The organism is Pseudidiomarina fusca, assembly GCF_032227045.1.
GTDB lineage: Bacteria > Pseudomonadota > Gammaproteobacteria > Enterobacterales > Alteromonadaceae > Pseudidiomarina > Pseudidiomarina fusca.
In genome coordinates, this window is sequence record NZ_JANFPJ010000037.1 from 1 (window position 1) to 19,722 (window position 19,722).

The window sequence follows — 19,722 nt, forward strand, 5'->3', positions numbered from 1 at the left end:
CTCTACCCATCGAACAAGCTACGCAAGGACAAGTAACCCGATCTCAGTTAAGACCGGACATCTACCCCGAATGCCCAAGCGGAGTTTTTCAAGCTAGTTGTCGCCTCAATTGTCTCTCATATACTTTTGCAAAGTTTTTTGATCCACCTTCAATGCTTCTGCGGCTTTAACCCATGTACCGAATTGCTTTTTGGCAGCTGTTGCAAATTCCTTATGAAACGCTTTCGTTAACTCATCCTTAGTTGTCTTGGATAAATCACCAAATGCAAACCTTGTGTCAGGACTATCCTCCTGGATAACAGGCTTGCCCAACGCAGCTATTGAGCTAGAGATTGCCGACTCTGTAGTTTGAGAGCTCAAAAACGCACAAGACATGTATGCCAGCTTTTTTAGGTCACGTAAGTTACCTGGTAAATATGCCGAGTTAAAAAACTGGATTAATTCATTTGACACCGGAGCTTCCGCAGGCAGATTGGGGTTAACATTAACTTCCTGCCAGATTCTTTGCCAATCAGACAGAATATCTTCTCTGCATGCACGAAGTGGAGGCATTGTTATTGTGAGCATGGATACACGATCAAAGAAATCAGCATCGAGTATCGTTGCCAATTGCTCAAGTGATTTATTACTCGCACAAACTAGCTCGAAGTCAGATGCTTCCTCAGTGTCACTTCCAACAGGGCGAAAACTATGATGGTTATCTTGAAGCACTCGAACCAGCTTTCGCTGAACCGAAGAAGGTAAATCTTGAATCTCATCCAAAAACAAAACTTTTCCATTTGCTTCTTTCAAAAGTCCATTGCGATCCTTTTCCGCCCCAGTGAAGGCACCTTTTACGTGGCCAAACAACATACTATCAACCACTTGAGAATCTAGTCCTCCACATGCAAGCGTAACAACCTGCTTTTGCTTTACCTTACCGACAACGGTTTCAATTAGCCTCGTTTTCCCTGTACCACGTTCACCCAGTACAAGTAACGGAGCTTTGGGAACACAAGAGAACTGCTTTAACGTTTGTAATGCATCCTGCCTTGCTTTTGATTTAGGGTCTAAATCGTAAAGGGCGTAACCGCCCTCTGAACTTGAAATAGCAGAGATCTCTGCCAAATACGTATTTACACTGAAATCAACTTTGGCAATGCTGGTTCTTTTGGTATCGGGGTTATATTGTGAAGACCAGAGGATTGTTTCGCGTGGAAAATGCCCCCGAGCATGAAGAATCAACCAAACCGCATGCATCGCCGGAGTTCCCGGCGATACATTGATATGAAGATTCTGTTCAAGCTTTAGCTCTGGAATAATCTCAGACTCTATTGCGTGATAAATTTCGTTGTGATCAGCTGGGTTCTCGATAGCTACAGTTCGAAAGGTAATCTGTATATCGCCAAATTCATGCTCTTTGTACAGACTGTTATCCCCAGCTGACTGAGTAAGAACAATTACTTTGCCAACATAAACTTTACGATTCTTAAGCCGCTTTAACGCTTCGTCTAATACCTCAACCCCAGCTCTTTTTGAGTGCCAACAAAGCAGTGTGTTTTTGTTATCCAAAGTTACGCCTCCAATACAATTCGGGCGTTTGGCAATTCACTTTGCTTCAGCCTTTTTGCCATGGCAAGTTCGTATTCTTGACGAACTGTAATAGCTAACTGTTTTTTTGTCAGTCGAACAACCTTTGGCTCATAACTCTCTCTAGGCGATCCTGAATCCTGCTTCTTAGAAGTTTCATCCTTAGCCGTTAAAGGTTTGAAATACTCTGGACTGGCGTTAGTGATAACTGGCGGCTCTATACGCCATTTATACTCAATCTTGTGCGATGTTTTTTCCCGCCAGTTTGCATTGGGTATTTTTGGGTGCTTATCCATATCAGACAAACAATCTGCTTTTATAGGTGATAACTCAACAACGTCTACTTCGCTGACTGAGTACCTCTTGAATGTATTATTTTCCCAAGCTTCAAAACCACCAGAAATCATCCCTAGACTCATGTCGATGCTCAATTCATTGTGGCTATTAGTTAAAAACATATCTAAGCAGTTCATTAGCTCTTTTAACTGAGTACCGGTGAGTTTTACGCCTAACTCAAAGCCTTGATCCATACCATGCGCTTGAAAATTGGCCGACATCACCATGCCATGCATTCCATCTACTACAATCGCTTTGGCATGTAGCCATTTAAAACACATCACCGATGCACCAGCCTGTTTCATAGCCAACAACGCTGGCATGGCTGCGGGTCTTTGGCGAGATAGAATGGTGACTTTTAGCCCCGACTTCGCACGTTCACATATTGCTTTTACAAGCTGATGGTCCTCTTGCCACCCAAAACTCGATATGATGAGTTCATTTTCCGCTTGATTGATCAACGCTAATGCGTGTTCCCTAATTCGAGCGTCTTCACTCGATGTGACCAGTATTTCAGTTAATTCCCTTGGATATCTGACATTGCCCGGCGACTTATTTGCTGAGAATTCACCACGGCTTGTCATATGGTGCTGCGCACTCTCGAAGATTGCCCAACGGAACACATTCACTATCTCAGCTATTTGATGGCGTGAAAGCGCGACCCCCAGCTCTTCATTTCGTAAAAGTGCTTCTTCTGTAAGGTTTGCCGTTAAAAGCAACCCTTTAGCATTACCAGTTTCATGTAATGCGTCTATAACAACGGCTTTTGCGTGGAAATGCGGCGCAGATGCAAAGTGAACATGTCCAGACAATTTGTTTAACATTTCCTTATGCTGCACAAGACACTTCTTACCAAAGTCATCGTCAGGCACATCGCCATCAAGACGAGTCTCACATGCCAATAGTATGTACACACGAACTTTGCGCTTTGCAGCTTTTAGGACAGCAGATTCGACATTCTCATCAGCAAGTAAAAACGTACTAAGAATAACCGAGTGCTCAGCATTATCGATTAATTCGACAACTCTTGATTGCAGCTCATTGCAGAACAAAGAGCTATTTATAGGTTGCGGATCAGATACCTGTTTAGGTAAAACAGGCAAAAGCACAGGGGGCAACTTGGTATTTGATTGATCAACAATCTTAGTTTCAGTCTTAGTAAACTTTTCAATTAAATTCATCACTATTATTCCTTATAGGTTCCAATCATGGGCTGCAATGACATGCCAGGTATGCTGATTTTGCTGGTCTTCTTCAGTCCAAAACTGATTTGCCAACTCAGCCCTATCAGGTAGTGTGAAATTCCAACGTTTAAAAGGTTCGAGTGCTTTTTCTCTCCAAACTTGGTACTTGCTATTAGTGGCATACATATTGATATTTTTCTCTAATCTCCATTCAGCCCACTTTTTAGCATCCAATTCAGTCAATGCTGATATAGAAATATTGTGTAACTTCATCGCATCAAACGAGCCCAACTTGTGAACAGATGGTCTTTTTACGCTTACCGAGCGCTTCATATTAATTCGCTCAGATTCAGTAGTATTTTCGAAAACCACTGACAAGATTTCAGTTTGCTCATCCCATTGTTCAAGCAAGCCCTCACTATGCAGAAGTACTTTCAAAACTTGCTGACGACTGATTGGTTCAACCCGACGTGAAAATATAAGATCCTTTCCGCGCTTCACATCGACATTGCCATCAGTCACATTCCACTCGATGTAATACGGTTTTCCTTGAGGTAAGATGCGCTCACCTTTGAGTTCAATTTTGTCAACGCGTACTTCCGAACCTCCACCTATTGGTTCAACCTTCAGGCCACGAACGTCTTTGACTAGTTGAGGAACCTCAACGAGTCGCTTTGCTCTTTCATTTAGCTCATTTCTGTTTTTTCCAAGTCCGATCGACGCTGCACTAGGCTCTGTGTGCGCATCAATAGTAAGAAGTGGATGAGGCATTAAAGGCTCATGACAAACGCAAAGGCTCCAACACCCATCTTCTGGCACTAGGATTTGATCTTTCTCAAGAGCAATCAGTCCTGATTCAGTGAGCCTGTATTGGTCTCGATTAGACTCAGCAAGCCCATATAATCGACATATGTTTAGTAACCTATCAGCAACGACACGACGTCCGATTTTGTCCCCAAATAAATGCTCGGAGCACTCAGCAGAACTCGCATTCGGATAATCTTGAAGGAATTGCAGCACGCAGTTAATTTCTGGACGGCTATCTGCCAGCGCGATTTCACCCTGTATGAGCCAACTTTCAGTCTTAATTTCTCGTTTTAGTATGATGTCCTGGCTCATAGTGCCTCCTGTGATTCAGTCTCGATTGTTGTAGACCAGTAAGAATTGCTGGCAAAAGTACCTAACACACCCGATGCCTTTTGCATTGCAGGGCGGTTTCCGTACACAATGAGCTGATGCTTGGCCCTCGTAATTGCCACATTCAAGCGATTTGGGCTTTCAAGAAAACTCGTGGGATGGTTATTTGCGAAACTAAGCATGACAAAATCAGCCTCATGCCCCTGAAAACGGTCTACGGTACATATCTGAATATCAATATACGGTGAGGATTTTTCACCTCGATAGAAATGCCTTACTCCGTGATGATTTCCCGTCCACTGTCGTAAAGCTCGACGTATAGCTCGCTCTTGAGCCCGATAGAATGCCAAAACAGCAACTTCCCAAGGCTTTTGTTGGTTTTTCTCAACATTTGGGTTTGATTTTGCCCAAGAATCAAAGCGACTTAATTCTTTTAATATTTCTTCTACTTCAGCGATGATTTCACCTTCTTTGCCTTTTCGACCTTTAACATCGTGCCATATACAACGATGTGAGCCGCTTCGGTATCCCCAGTCCCGCTTTTCAGCTTGACCATCAGGACTTTGCAGTGCTTTTTCATGGTATATATGTACTCGGGAAAACTCGGCAATGTCTGGATGCATTCTGTGCTGGTAACTAAGCCGTATTTGTCGTTGTTCCAAAACACTGGCTGGAAGTCCATCAGACAGAGCGGTGCCTTGTTTCTGATACTCTGTTCGTTCAAATCCAACTTGTAGTGATTCAAGGATAGAAGGCAGTGCGATCCTACGTACCCTGTCTATTGCAGTGAACGTATCTTTTTCTGAGTCAAATGGTAGTAGCGCTTTGATATCTTCCTTTAACTTATTAACAGTTTTAGAACTTCCGTTAGATTCTGTATTTAGGCGCTGTTCGTACATACGAGCCAGTCGCCACGCTAACTGGGATTCCCAGCTATCGGACTCGGTCTTGATTTTTGTACGAGTTAATCTCGAATGCGCTGCAAGTCGCATTTCTAACTTTTCCGGTAACGCAGGCAGCCCCCTTATGGTCGTCAAATCCAGGGGTAGGTGATTAGCATTCTGAGCGATGAACGCTGACGAACCAAGGACTACTGATGCGTAAGGGAGATCTGTCTTCGGACCTTTAGATGATGCAACCAATACATTTTTGGACTTTGCTTGCTGATGATAAAATTCAATTGTCTTTTCATCGTCAGTGCAAACCAAGGATACTTCTCGTTTCTGAATATTGATTTGTCGAGCAGAGAAAATATCTGCGCATGCTTCTCGCTGATAACTATCCTGTAAACATGGCTGCAAATTTACTTCGGTAGCTTCATCATCAACATAAGGTGAAAGCTGTTTTGGGTCTCCCACCATGATCCAACGCTTGGCAAGTACCGCTGGCACCAAAAACTCTTGAAAAGTTGTTTTTGATGCTTCATCAATAATCATCACATCGAAGATTGGCGATGTTGATTGTTTATTTTTGATATCAGGATGCTGAAGCAAACCAATAGTTGTCCCGCAAACTAAATTCGCCGCTTCAAGAACAAGACGCTCAACAATATGTTTACCTTCACCGACCTTACTTTTAAGTAACTTCTGACTAACTGAAATGTGCGGTTGTCGCTGAAGATGTTTTAGCAATCTTGTGCGTTCAGTTTTAACAAACTCTTCCAATTGCCATGGCTTTGCCTTTTGAGAAACGCTTGATTTATCTCCAATCCGTACAGGTAACACCATGTCGCGATAAATATTTTCTTCAGACATCATTCGTTCAAGAACATTGTCAACAGCAACGTGTGTTGATGCACAAAGTAAGATCCGCTTACCTCGCTTTATTAATTTAAGAATCAGTTCGCAAATGGCTGTAGTTTTGCCAGATCCTGGGGGGCCTTCAAGGAAGGCAAAGTCTGGTGTATTGAGTGCAATATTTACAAAATCACGCTGCTGAGATGTTCCCTCTCTTGCTCCATCGGTAAGAACGTAGTAGTCATCGTTAAATAAGTGCTCATCATAAGGAACATTCGGCCACTTAGCATGATCCTTACCTTCAAACAGCCTCAATAGCGGAAGATGGTGAATAGAAGGGGTGTCTTGTAAGCTTTGCAATGCATTAATCTGACACTTTAACTGGTATGTGTTTGGACGAATAACCAAATAGTCGTGGACAGGTAAACGATCCAATAACAAGCTGTCATTCTCTACATTTCTGTCCAGGACTGAAATTGCGTTGGATTTATTGAATCCAACATTGCTTTGTGATTTACCCGTCAAATGCCAACCATAACCGTCTGGACACTCATACGACGACAGCCCATTGCCTAATTTACTCGCAATTTCGTCCGCGTGCTCCTCAGTTGCATAAGCCATTTTAGGTTTACCGTGACTTCTACAATTTGGGCATTCTCTAGCGGCACTACCCACGGCTTTCCATCTAGCGGGGCTTGCTTCGTATACCGTGTCGGTACTTTCATCTAAAAAGAGCTTTAAGTTCTTTTCGAAATCACCGCAGTTATCGGCAGGCTCAACTAATTGTATCCATACTCCACTTTGAGCATCGTCCAGCTTTTCCCAAGCTATCGCTTTAACAGCCTTCGTACTTTCTAGGTATTTTCGAGTGGTGTCTAAATACTTATAAAAGTCACCAAGACCACTCACTGCTTTACTAAGCAGGATGTCTGGCCTGTGAATTCCTAAGTTTGCGTATCTTAATAACGCCATGTTTCGTCCTTTGATCGAATAAGTTGTTCATCCTAAATATCAAGCATCGTGCCAACAACCTTCGATTCAAAGGCCTTATTAATTGCGCACCACCGAACAAATAAAGGTTTTTACAGGAAGGTATTTTTCACACCCTTTGGGTAAATTTATAACCTATAAGTACCATTTTGTACATCACATAACTCTCATGAAGCCAAGACAATGAAAAGAACCCAAACAACTTTACTTTGACTACTTATAACTGAAACGCCGTCATGATAAACGGGTACGGGGTAGGATGACGCCCAAGCCGTCAGATATCTGGCCGCTTGGGCGTCTTTTATTGTTATCAGGTGCCCAGTAAAACGGCGCTGATTGCTGGAACTGTTGTGCTAATGACTTCTTGAGTGCTGGCAACGATAGGTAAGGTTGCAGACATAACACTTTTATCGCCTACAAGCGATGACAGAAGCGCCGTTGCTAGCCAAACGGTTTAGCTGAGCCCGTTTTTTTACACCTATGTGGACTCGGTTAGATAGATTGAAGAAATCGCAATCTAACTAGGGGGCTTATAGCTCGTTGAGGTTTGTTATAAACGAATTACTCTTGCTGACCCGCACTGGCTTTCCTAACACTTCACAATACTCCTGAATTAAACATTAGGAGTTAGTCATGGATAATCGAATTTTACGTTTACCCCAAGTCATTGAGTTAACTGGTTTCAGTCGAAGCTCAATTTATGCGCTCATGAAGACAGGAGAATTTCCGCTCAACATCAAGCTTGGACAAAGGGCTGTGGGGTGGAAGGAGCAGGATATCACCAACTGGATAAATACCAGAGCATCATATACTCAACACTATGCATCCAGTAACTAAAGATAGTGCGGGTATGGCCAGAATCATACCCGCATTCATACCCGCAATTTATCAAGATGATGCTAGATCGTAATAACCGCTACAAGAAAAAAACGTTTTGTAATCAACCAAATGACTTGTGACTACTGGACGTTTATACACCGCGCTAGATACTCATGCAGATTATCGATCAGTAATAACACCAGTGCGTCTCACTACTTTTGTCTAGAACTTAAGGGCGTGGCACAAAACCAATCACATCATAGACTTTACGCAGAGTTGCTGCCGCATGTTCACTCGCGGCAGTAGCTCCCGCTGCCATCACCTGATTCAAATAATCAAGGTTATTACGGTACTCATGATAACGCTGCTGAATAGGCTCCAACATGGCAACCACAGCTTCTGCGGTTTCTTTTTTCAGATGTCCGTACATTTTACCTTCAAAACTAGGTACTAACTCAGCGATAGGTTGCCCCGTAGCAGCCGACATAATCGACAGTAAATTTGAAACGCCCGGCTTCTCTTCTGGATTAAAATAAATCCGTGCCTGCTCATCTGAATCAGTTACAGCTCGTTTTAATTTCTTCTCGATTTTTTTCGGGTCTTCTAACAAGCCAATAAAATTATTCTCGTTGTCGTCTGACTTTGACATCTTTTTATTCGGATCTTGCAAGCTCATAACCCTTGCACCCACTTCTGGAATGAAAGGATCAGGAATGGTAAAAACATCGCCATACAGATTATTAAATCGGGTAGCCACATCGCGCGCCAGCTCTAAATGCTGCTTCTGATCATTACCCACCGGCACTTCGTTCGCTTGATATAACAAAATATCTGCTGCCATCAATGCTGGGTATGTGTATAGACCTGCATTAATATTATTGGCGTGACGATCTGATTTATCTTTAAACTGGGTCATCCGATTCAATTCACCCATTTGGGTGTAACAATTGAGCACCCAAGCTAGCTGCGCATGCTCTGGTACATGGGACTGGACAAAAATCACACTTTTTTGAGGATCTAACCCACACGCCATATAAAGTGCTAGCCCATCCAGTGTGGCTGAACGTAGCTGAGCTGGGTCTTGGCGTACCGTGATGGCATGTAAATCCACCAACATAAACCGACAATCATGAGTATCCTGCATTTTTACCCACTGGCGTAACGCACCAATGTAGTTACCAATAGATAATTGTCCTGACGGCTGACAGCCACTTAATACGATAGGTTTACTCATGCTGAAAAGATTCCATTAAATAATTCATTAAACTTTAGCTAACTCATTGCGCATCGCTGCTATCACAGCTGCATAATCAGGCTGATTGAAAATCGCCGAACCTGCCACAAACATATCAGCTCCTGCCGCCGCAATTTCGGCAATATTATCGACTTTGACACCGCCATCAATTTCTAGCCGAATGTCGCGTCCACTGGCATCAATACGCTGCCTCACTTGTTTTAGTTTCGCTAGCGTCGACGGAATAAATGACTGCCCACCAAATCCTGGGTTCACCGACATTAACAAAATAACGTCGAGTTTATCCATCACATAATCTAGATAGTGCAGGGGCGTGGCCGGATTAAATACCAAGCCCGCCTGGCAGCCAGCCGCTTTTATCTGCTGCAAAGAACGATCGATATGGGTTGAGGCTTCAGGATGAAAGGTGATGATGGAAGCGCCAGCAGCCGCAAAATCATCGATCATTCGATCTACCGGTTGTACCATTAAATGGACATCAATAGGAGCTTTAATACCGTAGTCTCGTAGCGCTTTACATACCATTGGGCCGATGGTTAAGTTCGGCACAAAATGGTTGTCCATCACATCAAAATGAACGACATCAGCGCCCGCCTGCAACACTGCGTCAACCTCTTCACCCAGCCGCGCAAAATCAGCTGAGAGAATAGACGGAGCAATAAGATAGTCAGCCATAAAAACCTCTGCTAGCGAAATATCCACTAAGTGTAACAGAGCTAAGTGCGCTTAGCAGTCAAAAAAATGCGTTTTTAAGAGTGGCGAATGAACCTTATTCCTGCTATTTTAGTAGTCTAATTGTTAACCAAATTTACGTGATTCACCTCATCGATAAATTTAGCTAAAGCCGAATCAACCCTTATTTAAATGGAGGTCAGTTATGAAGTTGCGATTAATGATAATTGCAGTTATTACTGGCACGATTTTGTCTGGCGCTTTTCTAGCACCAGCATGGCAAACGACAGCTAGCAATTACACCCAACAGTGCGAGCAGTTATTAGATGTCAGTGAACAGCACAGTTCACTAGAAGCTTGTGTTGCGCCAGCCAAGCAAGTTTCTTGGCATGCGTGGTTTACTGGGCAAAGCCGCTCGACGCAGTTTCACTTTTTAGATTTGTTCGAGCTACTTTTCAATAGTAAAGACAAGTCTAAGCGCCACTACGAAAATCCACTTCAATAGCCTAAAAGTAGACCTGCTTATGCTGCCTAGCGTCGATAATACTCATGTTGAAAAACCTGGTTTATTGGCCGTCATTGTCAGTGTCCTAGCAGCCATGTTTGGGGTGCAAACCGAAGCCAATCGCAAGCGCGATTTCAACAATGGCAACCCCTTGTTGTTTATTGGCATTGGCGTGGTCTTTGCGGTGTTGTTCGTATTAGGTTTAGTGCTGCTTGTTAACACGATTCTGGCGAGTTGATAGCAACTGCTCTTAGCAAAAAAGCCAGCTTTTTAGCTGGCTTTTTTGTACTTTACTCTTACTCAGCAGCCACTAACTGCTCAAACGAGGTAATGCCGCTGTGACGCAATAATGCATCCACTTGTGGTTCTCGCCCACGAAATGCTTTGAACAGCTCCATAGCATCCTGCGAGCCACCCCGTTCTAGGATGCTGCGCAAAAAGTCTTGGCCCGTGCGCCGATTAAAGATTCCCTCCTCTTCAAACCGCGCAAAAGCATCCGCCGAAAGGACCTCAGCCCATTTATAGCTGTAATAACCCGCTGCATAACCGCCAGCAAAAATATGTCCAAAGCTATGCTGAAAACGATTACTTGCCGGCGGCTTACGCACTGCCACTTGCTCGCGCACTTGATCTAAAATGGTTTGAATTTGCTGTTCTTGTTGCGGGTCGAAATCGCGATGAATACGCAAATCAAACAGACTGAACTCAAGTTGTCGTACCATTTGCATGGCCGATTGAAAGTTCCGTGCAGCTAGCATGTTGTCAAGTAACTGAGTTGGCAGCGGTTCACCGGTTTCGTAGTGACCAGAGATCATCGCTAAAGCATCCGGCTCCCAACACCAATTTTCTAAAAATTGCGACGGTAACTCCACCGCATCCCAAGCGACACCATTGATTCCTGATACCCCAGCAACATCTATTTTGGTCAGCATATGGTGTAAACCATGGCCGAATTCATGAAACAGAGTGAGCACTTCGTCATGGGTAAACAGGGCCGGTTTGTCACCTACGGGCTTATTAAAATTACAGGTTAAAAAGGCTACCGGTAGTTGCAATGATTGCTGGGTGGTTATCCTGCGTACCGCACAGTCAGCCATCCAAGCGCCACCGCGTTTGCCGCTTCGCGCATAAAGATCAAGGAAGAAACTACCACGCAGATCGCCCTTATTGTCACTGATTTGGTAATAGCGTACATGCTCATGCCAACCTTCAAAGGCTTGGCTGGCCTCTATCTTTAACCCAAACAGAGTTTCAACCACGCGGAATAAGCCATTGATAACCTGTTGCTCAGGAAAATACGGCCGTAGCTCTTCGTCCGAGATAGCATATTCTTGCTGTTTCAGCTTCTCGCTGTAATAAGGAACATCCCAAGCAGCAAGGTCAGTTTTACCTTGCTGCGCAGCAAACTCAACTACCTGCTGATACTCTTGTTTAGCTTGAGGTAACGATTTCTCTGCTAGGTCTTGCAAAAAGCCTTCAACTTGAGCCGGGCTATCCGCCATTTTGGTGGCAAGGGATAATTCGGCATAATTCGAAAAACCAAGCAATTGTGCCAACTCATGCCGCAATGCCAAAATTTCATCCATCAGTTCGGAGTTATCATACTGACCAGCTTGTGGCCCTTGATCCGACGCCCGCGTAGTGAAGGCTTCATACATGGTTTGTCGAAGCGGTTCATAATCGGCATACGTCATTACTGGCAGGTAGCTTGGGATATCGAGACCAAAGCGCCAGCCTTGTTGATTGTGCTCGGCCGCAGCTGCCGCCGCAGCAGCGACCGCACTTTCAGGTAGCCCAGCTAACCAGTCGGCTTGCTGTTGCAGTTCTGGCGTCACTAAAAAATGCCAATTATCAGTCGCATCTAGTAAGTTATTGCTAAACTGTGAGGATAATTCGGAAAGTCTTGATTGAATGTCAGCATAGCGTTGTTTCGCTGCTCCTGTTAACGCCACCCCCGACAACTCAAAATCACGTAAAGTATCGGTAATAACCTTACGCTGGGCTTGGCTAAGCTCTGTAAAACTGGCGCTATCTGCTAGGGTTTTAAAAGCTTGATACAGGCCTTCGTGTTGGCCGACATAGGTGCCATATTCAGAGAGCAGCGGTAAACATTGATCGTGGGCACTGCGCAACTCGGCTGAGCTTACCACGGCATTCAAATGAGAAACCGGTGCCCAACTACGCTCAAGCTTGTCATCCACCTCTTCGAGTGGCGCTACTAGAGCCTCCCAAGTACGTTCAGGTTGCCCTAATACAGCTTCAATAGTTGCCTTGCAGTCTGCAATACGCTGAGTGATAGCCGGTACAATGTGTTCCGCTTTGATACTGCTAAAGGGCGGTAAATGGTAATCACTGAGCAAAGGGTTTTGACTCATAGCGCATCCTCTTGAATAATGCTGTATAAATAATTCGCGTCGTTGATGTTTCATCATCCTTATGTAGGGATGATTGACGCATTTAACAAGGCCTAACAATAACAGGAAGTCCGTATGACACATAGCAGTTCTCGTGCTTGGATACGCCACGGCGTAATCGCATTAACCAGTGTATTTATTGCTGCCGGCTGTAGCTCCTTACCAAGCGATAGCACTCAACCAGCCCCGGTTGTTGCTACCCAATCTGGCGCGCAAATTCAGTTTGAGCGGCTATATAACAGTTCTGACTATGCAGCTCGTGGCGTCGGCCCTACTCGTTGGTTAGCCGACGGCAGTGGTTACACGGTGCTTGAAAATGCCACCGATGGGGGTCAAGATTTAGTTCGATACCATCCTGAAACCCAACAACGCACCCTGCTTGTTGCAGCTGCAGATTTGCGCCCTAGTACCGACGCAGAACCTCTTAGCATTGCTGATTATAGCTGGTCTGAAGATGGCCAAAAGCTGCTCATCTTCACCAACACCAAACGCTCATGGCGCACTCATACGTTGGGCGATTATTGGGTGTTTGATTTAAAGACCAAGCAGTTACAGCAGCTTGGAGGTAACGCTGAGCCATCAACACTGCAATTCGCTAAGTTTGACCCGCAAGCTAAGCGGGTGGCCTACGTGATGAAGAATAATATTTACGTCGAAGATCTTGCTAGCAAGCGGATAACGGCTTTAACCAAAGACGGCAATGATACTATCGTTAACGGTACCTTTGATTGGGTCAACGAAGAAGAATTCTTTTTACGTGATGGTTTTCGTTGGAGCCCGGATGGTCAATCCATCGCCTACTGGCAGTTAGATACCGCCGGTACTCCCTTATTTACCATGATCAACAATACTGATAGCTTGTATCCCACACTGAAGCAATTTCCCTACCCCAAGGTAGGTGAAACCAATGCCGCCATGCGTATAGGGGTGATGCCTGCTAGCGGCGGCAACACTACTTGGATGAATGTACCAGGTGATCCACGCCAACATTATTTAGTCCGCATGCAGTGGGCTGGTAATAGTGATTCACTATTAATTCAACAATTAACTCGGTCACAAGCAGTTAATACTGTTTTTCTCGCCAATGCTAACAGCGGTGCCGTCCAGAAACTGCTTGATGAAACCACAGAAAGCTGGGCTGAATATGTAGACGATGTGCAATTTATTGATGAAGGCTCTGCATTTACGTGGCTAAGTGAGCGTAGTGGTTTCCGTCATCTTTATGTCGTACAACGTGACACGGGTAGACTTCGTACCATCACTCGCGGTCAGTGGGATGTTATTGAAGTGCTGCAAATTAATCCAGCTAGTGGCTGGGTCTACTTTATTGCGTCTCCTGACACCCCATTAGAGCGCTATTTGTTCCGCGCCAGCTTAGACGGCAGTGGTAAACTTGAGCGCCTTACACCTGCTCAGCCTGGCACCCACAGCTATCAACTTTCAGCGGATGCGAACTACGCGGTGCACACTTTTTCAGATATCGACACCATGCCGGTCGTGGATATGATCAAGCTGCCTGAACACCAATCGCTGCGTATTATCAAAGACAATCAGAGCGCTCAGCAAAACTTCGACCAACTGCAACGCGGTGACTTTGAGTTCTTTCAAGTTGCCGCCCAAGATGGCTTGCTGCTCGATGGCTTCTTAATCAAGCCGGCAGATTTTGATCCAAGCAAAAAATATCCAATTTTGTTCTATGTCTATGGTGAGCCGTGGGGCCAAACCGTAAGCAATAGTTGGGGTGGCGAACGCTTTTTATTCCACAACTATTTAGCTCAACAAGGTTACTTAGTTGCTTCTATTGATAACCGCGGAACCCGCTCACCGCGAGGCTACGAGTGGCGGCGTTCTATTTATCAACAACTAGGAGTAGTCACGGTACGCGATCAGCACGATGCCTTACAAGCGATGCTCGAACGTTGGTCTTTTATTGATGCTGACCGCGTTGGTATCTGGGGTCACAGTGGTGGTGGGTCGCAAACCTTGAATGCGTTATTCCGCTACCCAGAATCCTACCACCTGGGGATGGCGTTAGCGCCAGTCCCTGATTTAACTTTGTATGACACTATTTATCAGGAACGTTACTCTGGTCTCCTACCCGAGGCAGCGGCAAGCTATCGTGAAACATCCGCCCTCACTCATGCTGCTAATTTACAAGGAAAGCTCTTATTGGTGCATGGTACTGGTGATGATAATGTGCATTTCCAAGGCAGCGAACGCCTCGTTAATGAGCTGATTAAGCATGGTAAACAATTTGACTATTTTGCTTATCCAAATCGCTCGCATGGTATCTACGAAGGTGCTGGCACCACCTTACATTTACGCACCATGATGGCTGAGTTTTTACAAGAGCACCTGCCCGCTGGAGCTCGCTAGCTTGGTGCTACTCAGCATCGCTGTAGTCTAAATAGTGGTTGTGCATAAGCGTACTACCGTAAGTGCGCAACCATTGTTCGGCTTCTTGGTAGCTTGCTGAATGTTTTGCCACCAACTGCCAGAATGCCTTGCTGTGATTAAATTCTTGCAGATGGCACAGTTCATGAATCACGACATTGGTCACGACCCATGCTGGTGCCATCCACAACCGCCAACTAAAGCGTAGCTGATGCTGCCGCGTACAATGACCCCATTTACTGGTAAAATCACCAACCGACCAACCTTTTGGCTGCAGGCCATGCTCAGCCGGCCAGTGTGCAAAAAAATCGTCTAACCATTGCAGTGCCTGTCGTTGATACCATGCGATAACAGTACGTCGGGGCTCCTGCTGCGAATTACTGCGCGCAGTTACCGTCACAAATAATTCGCGCCCATAGCGCTCACAGGTTTTACGCCCAGCTTGGCTTACTTTGAGCTGCAGCGGTTGCCCCAACCAGCGCAGGCGCTCACCCGACTGCCACAGGCGTGGCGCTAGCCCTTGCAGTTGCTGTTGCTGGCGCTCAACGTGCTCAGCAATCCAGGTTGCTTTCGCCTGCACCAAGCGGTTTATTTCAGCGTCGCTGACCCGCTGCGGCGCCCGCACCTGTACCTGCCCATGTACCACTTTGATTGCGATAGAACGGCGTTTTTTGCTACGCACTAATTGGTAGCTGGGCAGTTTTTGTGTTGCTGGTAACGACTGAACTGACACGAGATTACGTAATTCCTTGTTAAGGAGTGAATTGCTGTACGCCTTGCATTGCACCTTGCCACAATTTCAGCGATCATAGCATTCATTTGTATCATTAAAGCAGCAATCTTGCATGAATTAGGAGTACCCGCATGACTCGACATTACGATTACCTTGCCATCGGCGCCGGCAGTGGCGGCATAGCTTCAGCCAACCGTGCCGCTATTCGCGGTGCTAAAGCCGCTGTTATCGAAGCGAAAGCCGTAGGTGGCACTTGTGTTAACGTAGGCTGTGTACCTAAAAAAGTCATGTGGTATGGCGCCCATATCGCCGAAGCCCTCAAATATAGCTCAGCCTACGGCTTTGATGTAAAGCAGCAAGGTTTTGACTGGCAAACCCTGGTGACTAATCGCGAAGCCTACATCGAGCGTATTCATGGCGGCTACCAACGTGGTTTTGCGAGCAATGGGGTCGACTTCATTGAAGGCTTTGCTACCTTTGTCGATGCCAACACCGTTGAGGTAAATGGTGAGCGTATTACTGCAGACCATATCACCATCGCCGTTGGCGGCAGACCGCTTATTCCAGCCATTGAAGGCGCTGAACATGGGATAGATTCAGACGGCTTTTTTGCCTTGACTGAACGCCCTAAGAAAGCCGTGGTCGTTGGGGCTGGCTACATTGCCGTTGAAATTGCCGGAGTATTACACGCCCTTGGAAGTGACGCCCATTTATTAGTGCGTGGCGATCGTCCTTTGCGCTACTTTGATAAAGATATTACCGATGCCTTGTTAGAGCGCATGCAACAAGATCAACTGCAATTACACACGGGTTGTATTGTCGCTAAAGTTGAAAAGCAAGCCGATGGTTTGCTCACGGTGCATTGCGAAGACGGCCGTCAGTTAGCTGATGTCGATTGTTTAATTTGGGCCATCGGACGTGTTCCGGCAACCGATAAGATTAACTTAGCTGCCGCTGGAGTTAACGCCGATGAGCAGGGTTTTATTCGTACCGATAAATATCAAAATACCAATGTTCCTGGTATCTACGCCGTTGGTGATATTACTGGCGAAGCCCAACTCACGCCTGTCGCCATTAAAGCCGGGCGTTTGCTAGCGGAGCGACTGTTTAATCCTGATTTACCTGACGCCCACATGGATTACAGTCAAATACCAACCATCGTCTTTAGTCACCCTCCAATTGGCACGGTTGGGCTTACCGAAGCCGAAGCGCGCGAGGTACATGGCGATGATATTACTGTCTATCGTTCACAGTTTGCTGCTATGTACAACGCTATTACCCCACATCGGGCACTCAGTACTTTTAAGCTTATCTGTGTAGGTAAAGAGCAGCGCGTCATCGGTATTCATGGTATTGGCGAAGGCATGGACGAGATCTTACAGGGCTTTGCCGTGGCGATGAAAATGGGCGCAACCAAAGCTGATTTTGATGCTACTGTCGCTCTGCATCCAACCAGTGCTGAAGAGTTTGTTACTATGAGGGGTTAATGCAGAACAACCGCGAGGCCAGTGGATACTCCCCTGGCCTCACTTCAACGATTAGCCCCGCACATCAATACTCATCGACAGAATTCGCGATAGATGACTATAAGGTAATCCAGTAGCCTCATGCCATTGATTAAACCAATGCTGTATTTGGGCCGCGCCACGTTTACTGTAAGGCGATGCATCCAGTAACCGATGATTTTTCAACGCGGTCAGGTTATCGGGAGTAAGAATATACCCATCCCACCCCACTCGTCTGAGCACATGCTGGGCCGCAGTGCCACCTAAACGGGCACCATGTTGCTTCAAATATGCAAGTAACAGATGCTGTTCGGCGCTCGGCCAGTTTGCTAGAAACTGACCAAAGCTGCCATGCTGCTCCGCTATGTCGACTAACATCCGCGCATTTACCGGTACCGTGGCGATTTTCTGTGGATTGCGCACGATACGCTCATCTTGTGCAAGTGCATCGAGGCGCTCTGGCGGCACCTGCTGCCAATAAAGTGGCAAAAAGCCGGCAAAAGCCTCCTCGAAGCCCGCCCATTTTCGCTCAATAACTTGCCATGCAAAGCCCGCTCGAAACACACAACGCGTGATTTCTGCAAGATAATCATTATCAGACCTAGCAACTAATTGCTCAGCAGTTGCTACCTTTGGCAATCGCTGCTGCACTAGTGGTTTACCGTGCCGCTTTACGGCCTGTTCGTAAAAGTAAGTAAAGTTCATTGGTTTTTCTGCAAAGTTAGCTAATCTAGCTGTTAAGTTGACTCTTTTGCTATCAGCATTAGGATAAACTATCACACTCACTTTCTAACAATAACTAAAGAGTCTGTGTTATGCGTAAACTGCTGCAAGTTTTCATTGCTGTGGCGCTGTTGGTTGCTGCGAGTATTCCAGCCCAAGCAAACAACCTTGATGGTATCTGGCGCGCCAAATTAGAAGTGCAACCAGGAGTTGCTATCACCCTCGGCTTAACCATACGAGATAATCAGTTATATTACGATAGTCCTAACCAAGGTGCGTTTGATATCAAGCCTACTCGCACCAACCTATCCGCTACCAGTGTCAGTTTTGCTGATGACCGTGCCAGCCTGAGTTTTACCGGCAACCTTGTGGATGGCAACCTTAGCGGGCAATTTAAACAAGGCCGAAATTACGACATCACCTTTTATAAGCTAACCGGTGATGCTATCAATCGCTTGAACTTTGAAGGTGCCTATCGGGGCAATCTCGCGATTGATGACCAGACGCAACTACCGTTGGTGCTTCATGTTGCAGTGCTCGCTGAAGGTTATCTCGCTACCTTAGATAGTCCGCGCCAGCAAAGTTATGGTATCCCCGTCAGCAACTTACAGATCAGTGATGAGGCCCTACAATTCAATTCGCCAATGCTGCAAGCTAGTTATCGCGGTAGCGCCATTCGTGGTGGTTACCAAGGCGAATTTAAACAGGGTGCGACCTTACCGCTTACCCTCCTAAAAAATGTGGCTGCCAACAATCAAGATTATCAGCAACCAAGTTTTGGAGAGCAAGGCGGAGCTGCTGCTATCGTCACCGCTAGTGGCTTCAAACCTACTTTCTACGGCAATCACAACGCGACCACCTTGTACGAAATAGGCTCGGTGAGCAAAACCATGGTGAGCTACTTATTGGCAGATGCCATTGCTAGCGATAGCGTACAAGCTAAGACCAAATTACAGAGTATTTTTAGCCAAGCACCCAGTACTATCACGCTAGAACAACTGGCAACCCACACCAGCGGCTTGCCAAGGCTGCCAGCGAATCTTTTTGATGGTGCTGCGGCAACCAATCCATATGCCCACTACGGTCTGACTGAATTAACCGAAGCTTTAGCTGAGGTAGAACTCACGGATGGCAGCCATCTCTATTCGAACTTTGCTTATGGTGTGCTGGCCGAAGCTATTGCGAAGCGGCAACAAACCAGCTTAGCTGTCTTGCTTAAGCAAGTCTTATTTACCCCAGCTGGCATGACTCACGCTCAATTAGCCTTAGCCGATAGCCCACCCGCGTTAAACCTAGCGCAGGGCCATAATAGCTTGGGCCAGGTAGTACCGCACTGGACTTTCCAGAGCTTAGCTGGGGCTGGAGCGGTACTGGCAACGGTCGAAGACATGAGCCGTTATGTGCAATTTCTAATGGCTAAATCTGCCAACCAAGACCCTATCGTAACGAACTTACTACAACCACGCCTGCAGCAAAGTAGCTGTTGTGCGCAAGCACTAGGGTGGATGATAAGTTTCGACGACCAGCAGCGTCCTTATGCTTGGCACAATGGCCAAACCGGTGGATTTAGTAGTTTTGTGGGCTTTTATCTAGATGGTTCTAAAGGCGTGGTGGTACTGAATAACCAAGCCACCTCAGTGAATGAACAAGCACTACAACTGTTAACTCATTAAGCCATCATGGGAAATAAAAAAACGGGCCCAAATGGCTAATGCCAGTCAGTTAAGAGCTGACTGGCATTTTTTTCTCG

16 protein-coding genes are annotated in these 19,722 nt (G+C 45.9%); 7 read left to right on the plus strand and 9 right to left on the minus strand.

What is annotated here, in order from left to right:
• The first annotated feature begins 8 nt into the window (after window positions 1-8).
• The gene (locus NOG12_RS13395; RefSeq protein ID WP_470385078.1) at window positions 9-170 is read left to right on the plus strand and encodes a YdaS family helix-turn-helix protein; all 162 of its coding nucleotides are present in this window, start codon (window positions 9-11) and stop codon (window positions 168-170) included.
• Here NOG12_RS13395 and NOG12_RS11915 read toward each other — a convergent pair.
• From NOG12_RS11915 to NOG12_RS11930, 4 genes are read right to left on the minus strand one after another with little or no spacing between them, the layout of a single operon-like run.
• Window positions 106-1,551, minus strand: coding sequence for a sigma-54-dependent transcriptional regulator (locus NOG12_RS11915; RefSeq protein ID WP_313933365.1), 1,446 nt, complete (start codon window positions 1,549-1,551; stop codon window positions 106-108). The genes NOG12_RS13395 and NOG12_RS11915 overlap by 65 nt on opposite strands.
• Before the next feature lie 2 nt (window positions 1,552-1,553).
• Complete coding sequence (locus NOG12_RS11920; RefSeq protein ID WP_313933366.1) at window positions 1,554-3,086, minus strand: phospholipase D-like domain-containing protein; 1,533 nt, start codon at window positions 3,084-3,086, stop codon at window positions 1,554-1,556.
• A gap of 12 nt (window positions 3,087-3,098) precedes the next feature.
• Window positions 3,099-4,208 (minus strand): hypothetical protein, encoded by a 1,110-nt coding sequence (locus tag NOG12_RS11925; protein WP_313933367.1) that lies wholly within the window; start codon window positions 4,206-4,208, stop codon window positions 3,099-3,101.
• Window positions 4,205-6,934, minus strand: coding sequence for a DEAD/DEAH box helicase family protein (locus tag NOG12_RS11930; RefSeq protein ID WP_313933368.1), 2,730 nt, complete (start codon window positions 6,932-6,934; stop codon window positions 4,205-4,207). The genes NOG12_RS11925 and NOG12_RS11930 overlap by 4 nt, the downstream gene beginning before the upstream one ends.
• A 651-nt stretch (window positions 6,935-7,585) precedes the next feature.
• Between NOG12_RS11930 and NOG12_RS11935 the strand changes: the two genes are divergently transcribed.
• A complete protein-coding gene (locus NOG12_RS11935; RefSeq protein ID WP_055647226.1) occupies window positions 7,586-7,789 on the plus strand; it encodes a helix-turn-helix transcriptional regulator in 204 nt (67 codons plus the stop codon).
• Window positions 7,790-8,000: 211 nt separating this feature from the next.
• On the opposite strand, the gene trpS is transcribed toward NOG12_RS11935, so the two are convergent.
• Window positions 8,001-9,005, minus strand: a complete 1,005-nt coding sequence (trpS, locus tag NOG12_RS11940; RefSeq protein ID WP_110075475.1) for a tryptophan--tRNA ligase — start codon at window positions 9,003-9,005, stop codon at window positions 8,001-8,003.
• A 27-nt stretch (window positions 9,006-9,032) separates the two neighbouring features.
• Window positions 9,033-9,701, minus strand: coding sequence for a ribulose-phosphate 3-epimerase (gene rpe / locus NOG12_RS11945; RefSeq protein WP_153827083.1), 669 nt, complete (start codon window positions 9,699-9,701; stop codon window positions 9,033-9,035).
• Window positions 9,702-9,903: 202 nt separating this feature from the next.
• Between rpe and NOG12_RS11950 the strand changes: the two genes are divergently transcribed.
• Together NOG12_RS11950 and NOG12_RS11955 are read left to right on the plus strand one after the other, a co-directional pair.
• The gene (locus NOG12_RS11950; RefSeq protein WP_110075477.1) at window positions 9,904-10,203 is read left to right on the plus strand and encodes a hypothetical protein; all 300 of its coding nucleotides are present in this window, start codon (window positions 9,904-9,906) and stop codon (window positions 10,201-10,203) included.
• 19 nt (window positions 10,204-10,222) lie between these two features.
• Window positions 10,223-10,441 (plus strand): DUF2970 domain-containing protein, encoded by a 219-nt coding sequence (locus NOG12_RS11955; RefSeq protein ID WP_313933369.1) that lies wholly within the window; start codon window positions 10,223-10,225, stop codon window positions 10,439-10,441.
• A 58-nt stretch (window positions 10,442-10,499) separates the two neighbouring features.
• Here the strand turns inward: NOG12_RS11955 and prlC are convergent, their stop codons facing one another.
• Entirely contained in the window at window positions 10,500-12,578 is a 2,079-nt protein-coding gene (gene prlC / locus NOG12_RS11960; RefSeq protein WP_313933370.1) for an oligopeptidase A, read from the minus strand.
• 114 nt (window positions 12,579-12,692) lie between these two features.
• Here prlC and NOG12_RS11965 point away from each other — a divergent pair, with 114 nt between their 5' ends.
• Window positions 12,693-14,993 carry a S9 family peptidase gene (locus NOG12_RS11965; RefSeq protein ID WP_313933371.1) on the plus strand — a complete coding sequence of 767 codons (2,301 nt, stop codon included), beginning with the start codon at window positions 12,693-12,695 and terminating at the stop codon, window positions 14,991-14,993.
• 7 nt (window positions 14,994-15,000) lie between these two features.
• On the opposite strand, the gene NOG12_RS11970 is transcribed toward NOG12_RS11965, so the two are convergent.
• Window positions 15,001-15,744 carry a M48 family metallopeptidase gene (locus NOG12_RS11970; protein WP_313933372.1) on the minus strand — a complete coding sequence of 248 codons (744 nt, stop codon included), beginning with the start codon at window positions 15,742-15,744 and terminating at the stop codon, window positions 15,001-15,003.
• 131 nt (window positions 15,745-15,875) lie between these two features.
• Between NOG12_RS11970 and gorA the strand changes: the two genes are divergently transcribed.
• Window positions 15,876-17,231, plus strand: coding sequence for a glutathione-disulfide reductase (gene gorA, locus NOG12_RS11975; protein WP_313933373.1), 1,356 nt, complete (start codon window positions 15,876-15,878; stop codon window positions 17,229-17,231).
• 51 nt (window positions 17,232-17,282) lie between these two features.
• Here gorA and NOG12_RS11980 read toward each other — a convergent pair whose 3' ends face one another.
• On the minus strand, window positions 17,283-17,954 hold the full coding sequence (locus tag NOG12_RS11980) for a DNA-3-methyladenine glycosylase I (protein WP_153827077.1): 672 nt from the start codon (window positions 17,952-17,954) through the stop codon (window positions 17,283-17,285).
• 110 nt (window positions 17,955-18,064) lie between these two features.
• Here NOG12_RS11980 and NOG12_RS11985 point away from each other — a divergent pair, with 110 nt between their 5' ends.
• Complete coding sequence (locus tag NOG12_RS11985) at window positions 18,065-19,645, plus strand: serine hydrolase domain-containing protein (protein WP_313933374.1); 1,581 nt, start codon at window positions 18,065-18,067, stop codon at window positions 19,643-19,645.
• Window positions 19,646-19,722: the final 77 nt, after the last annotated feature.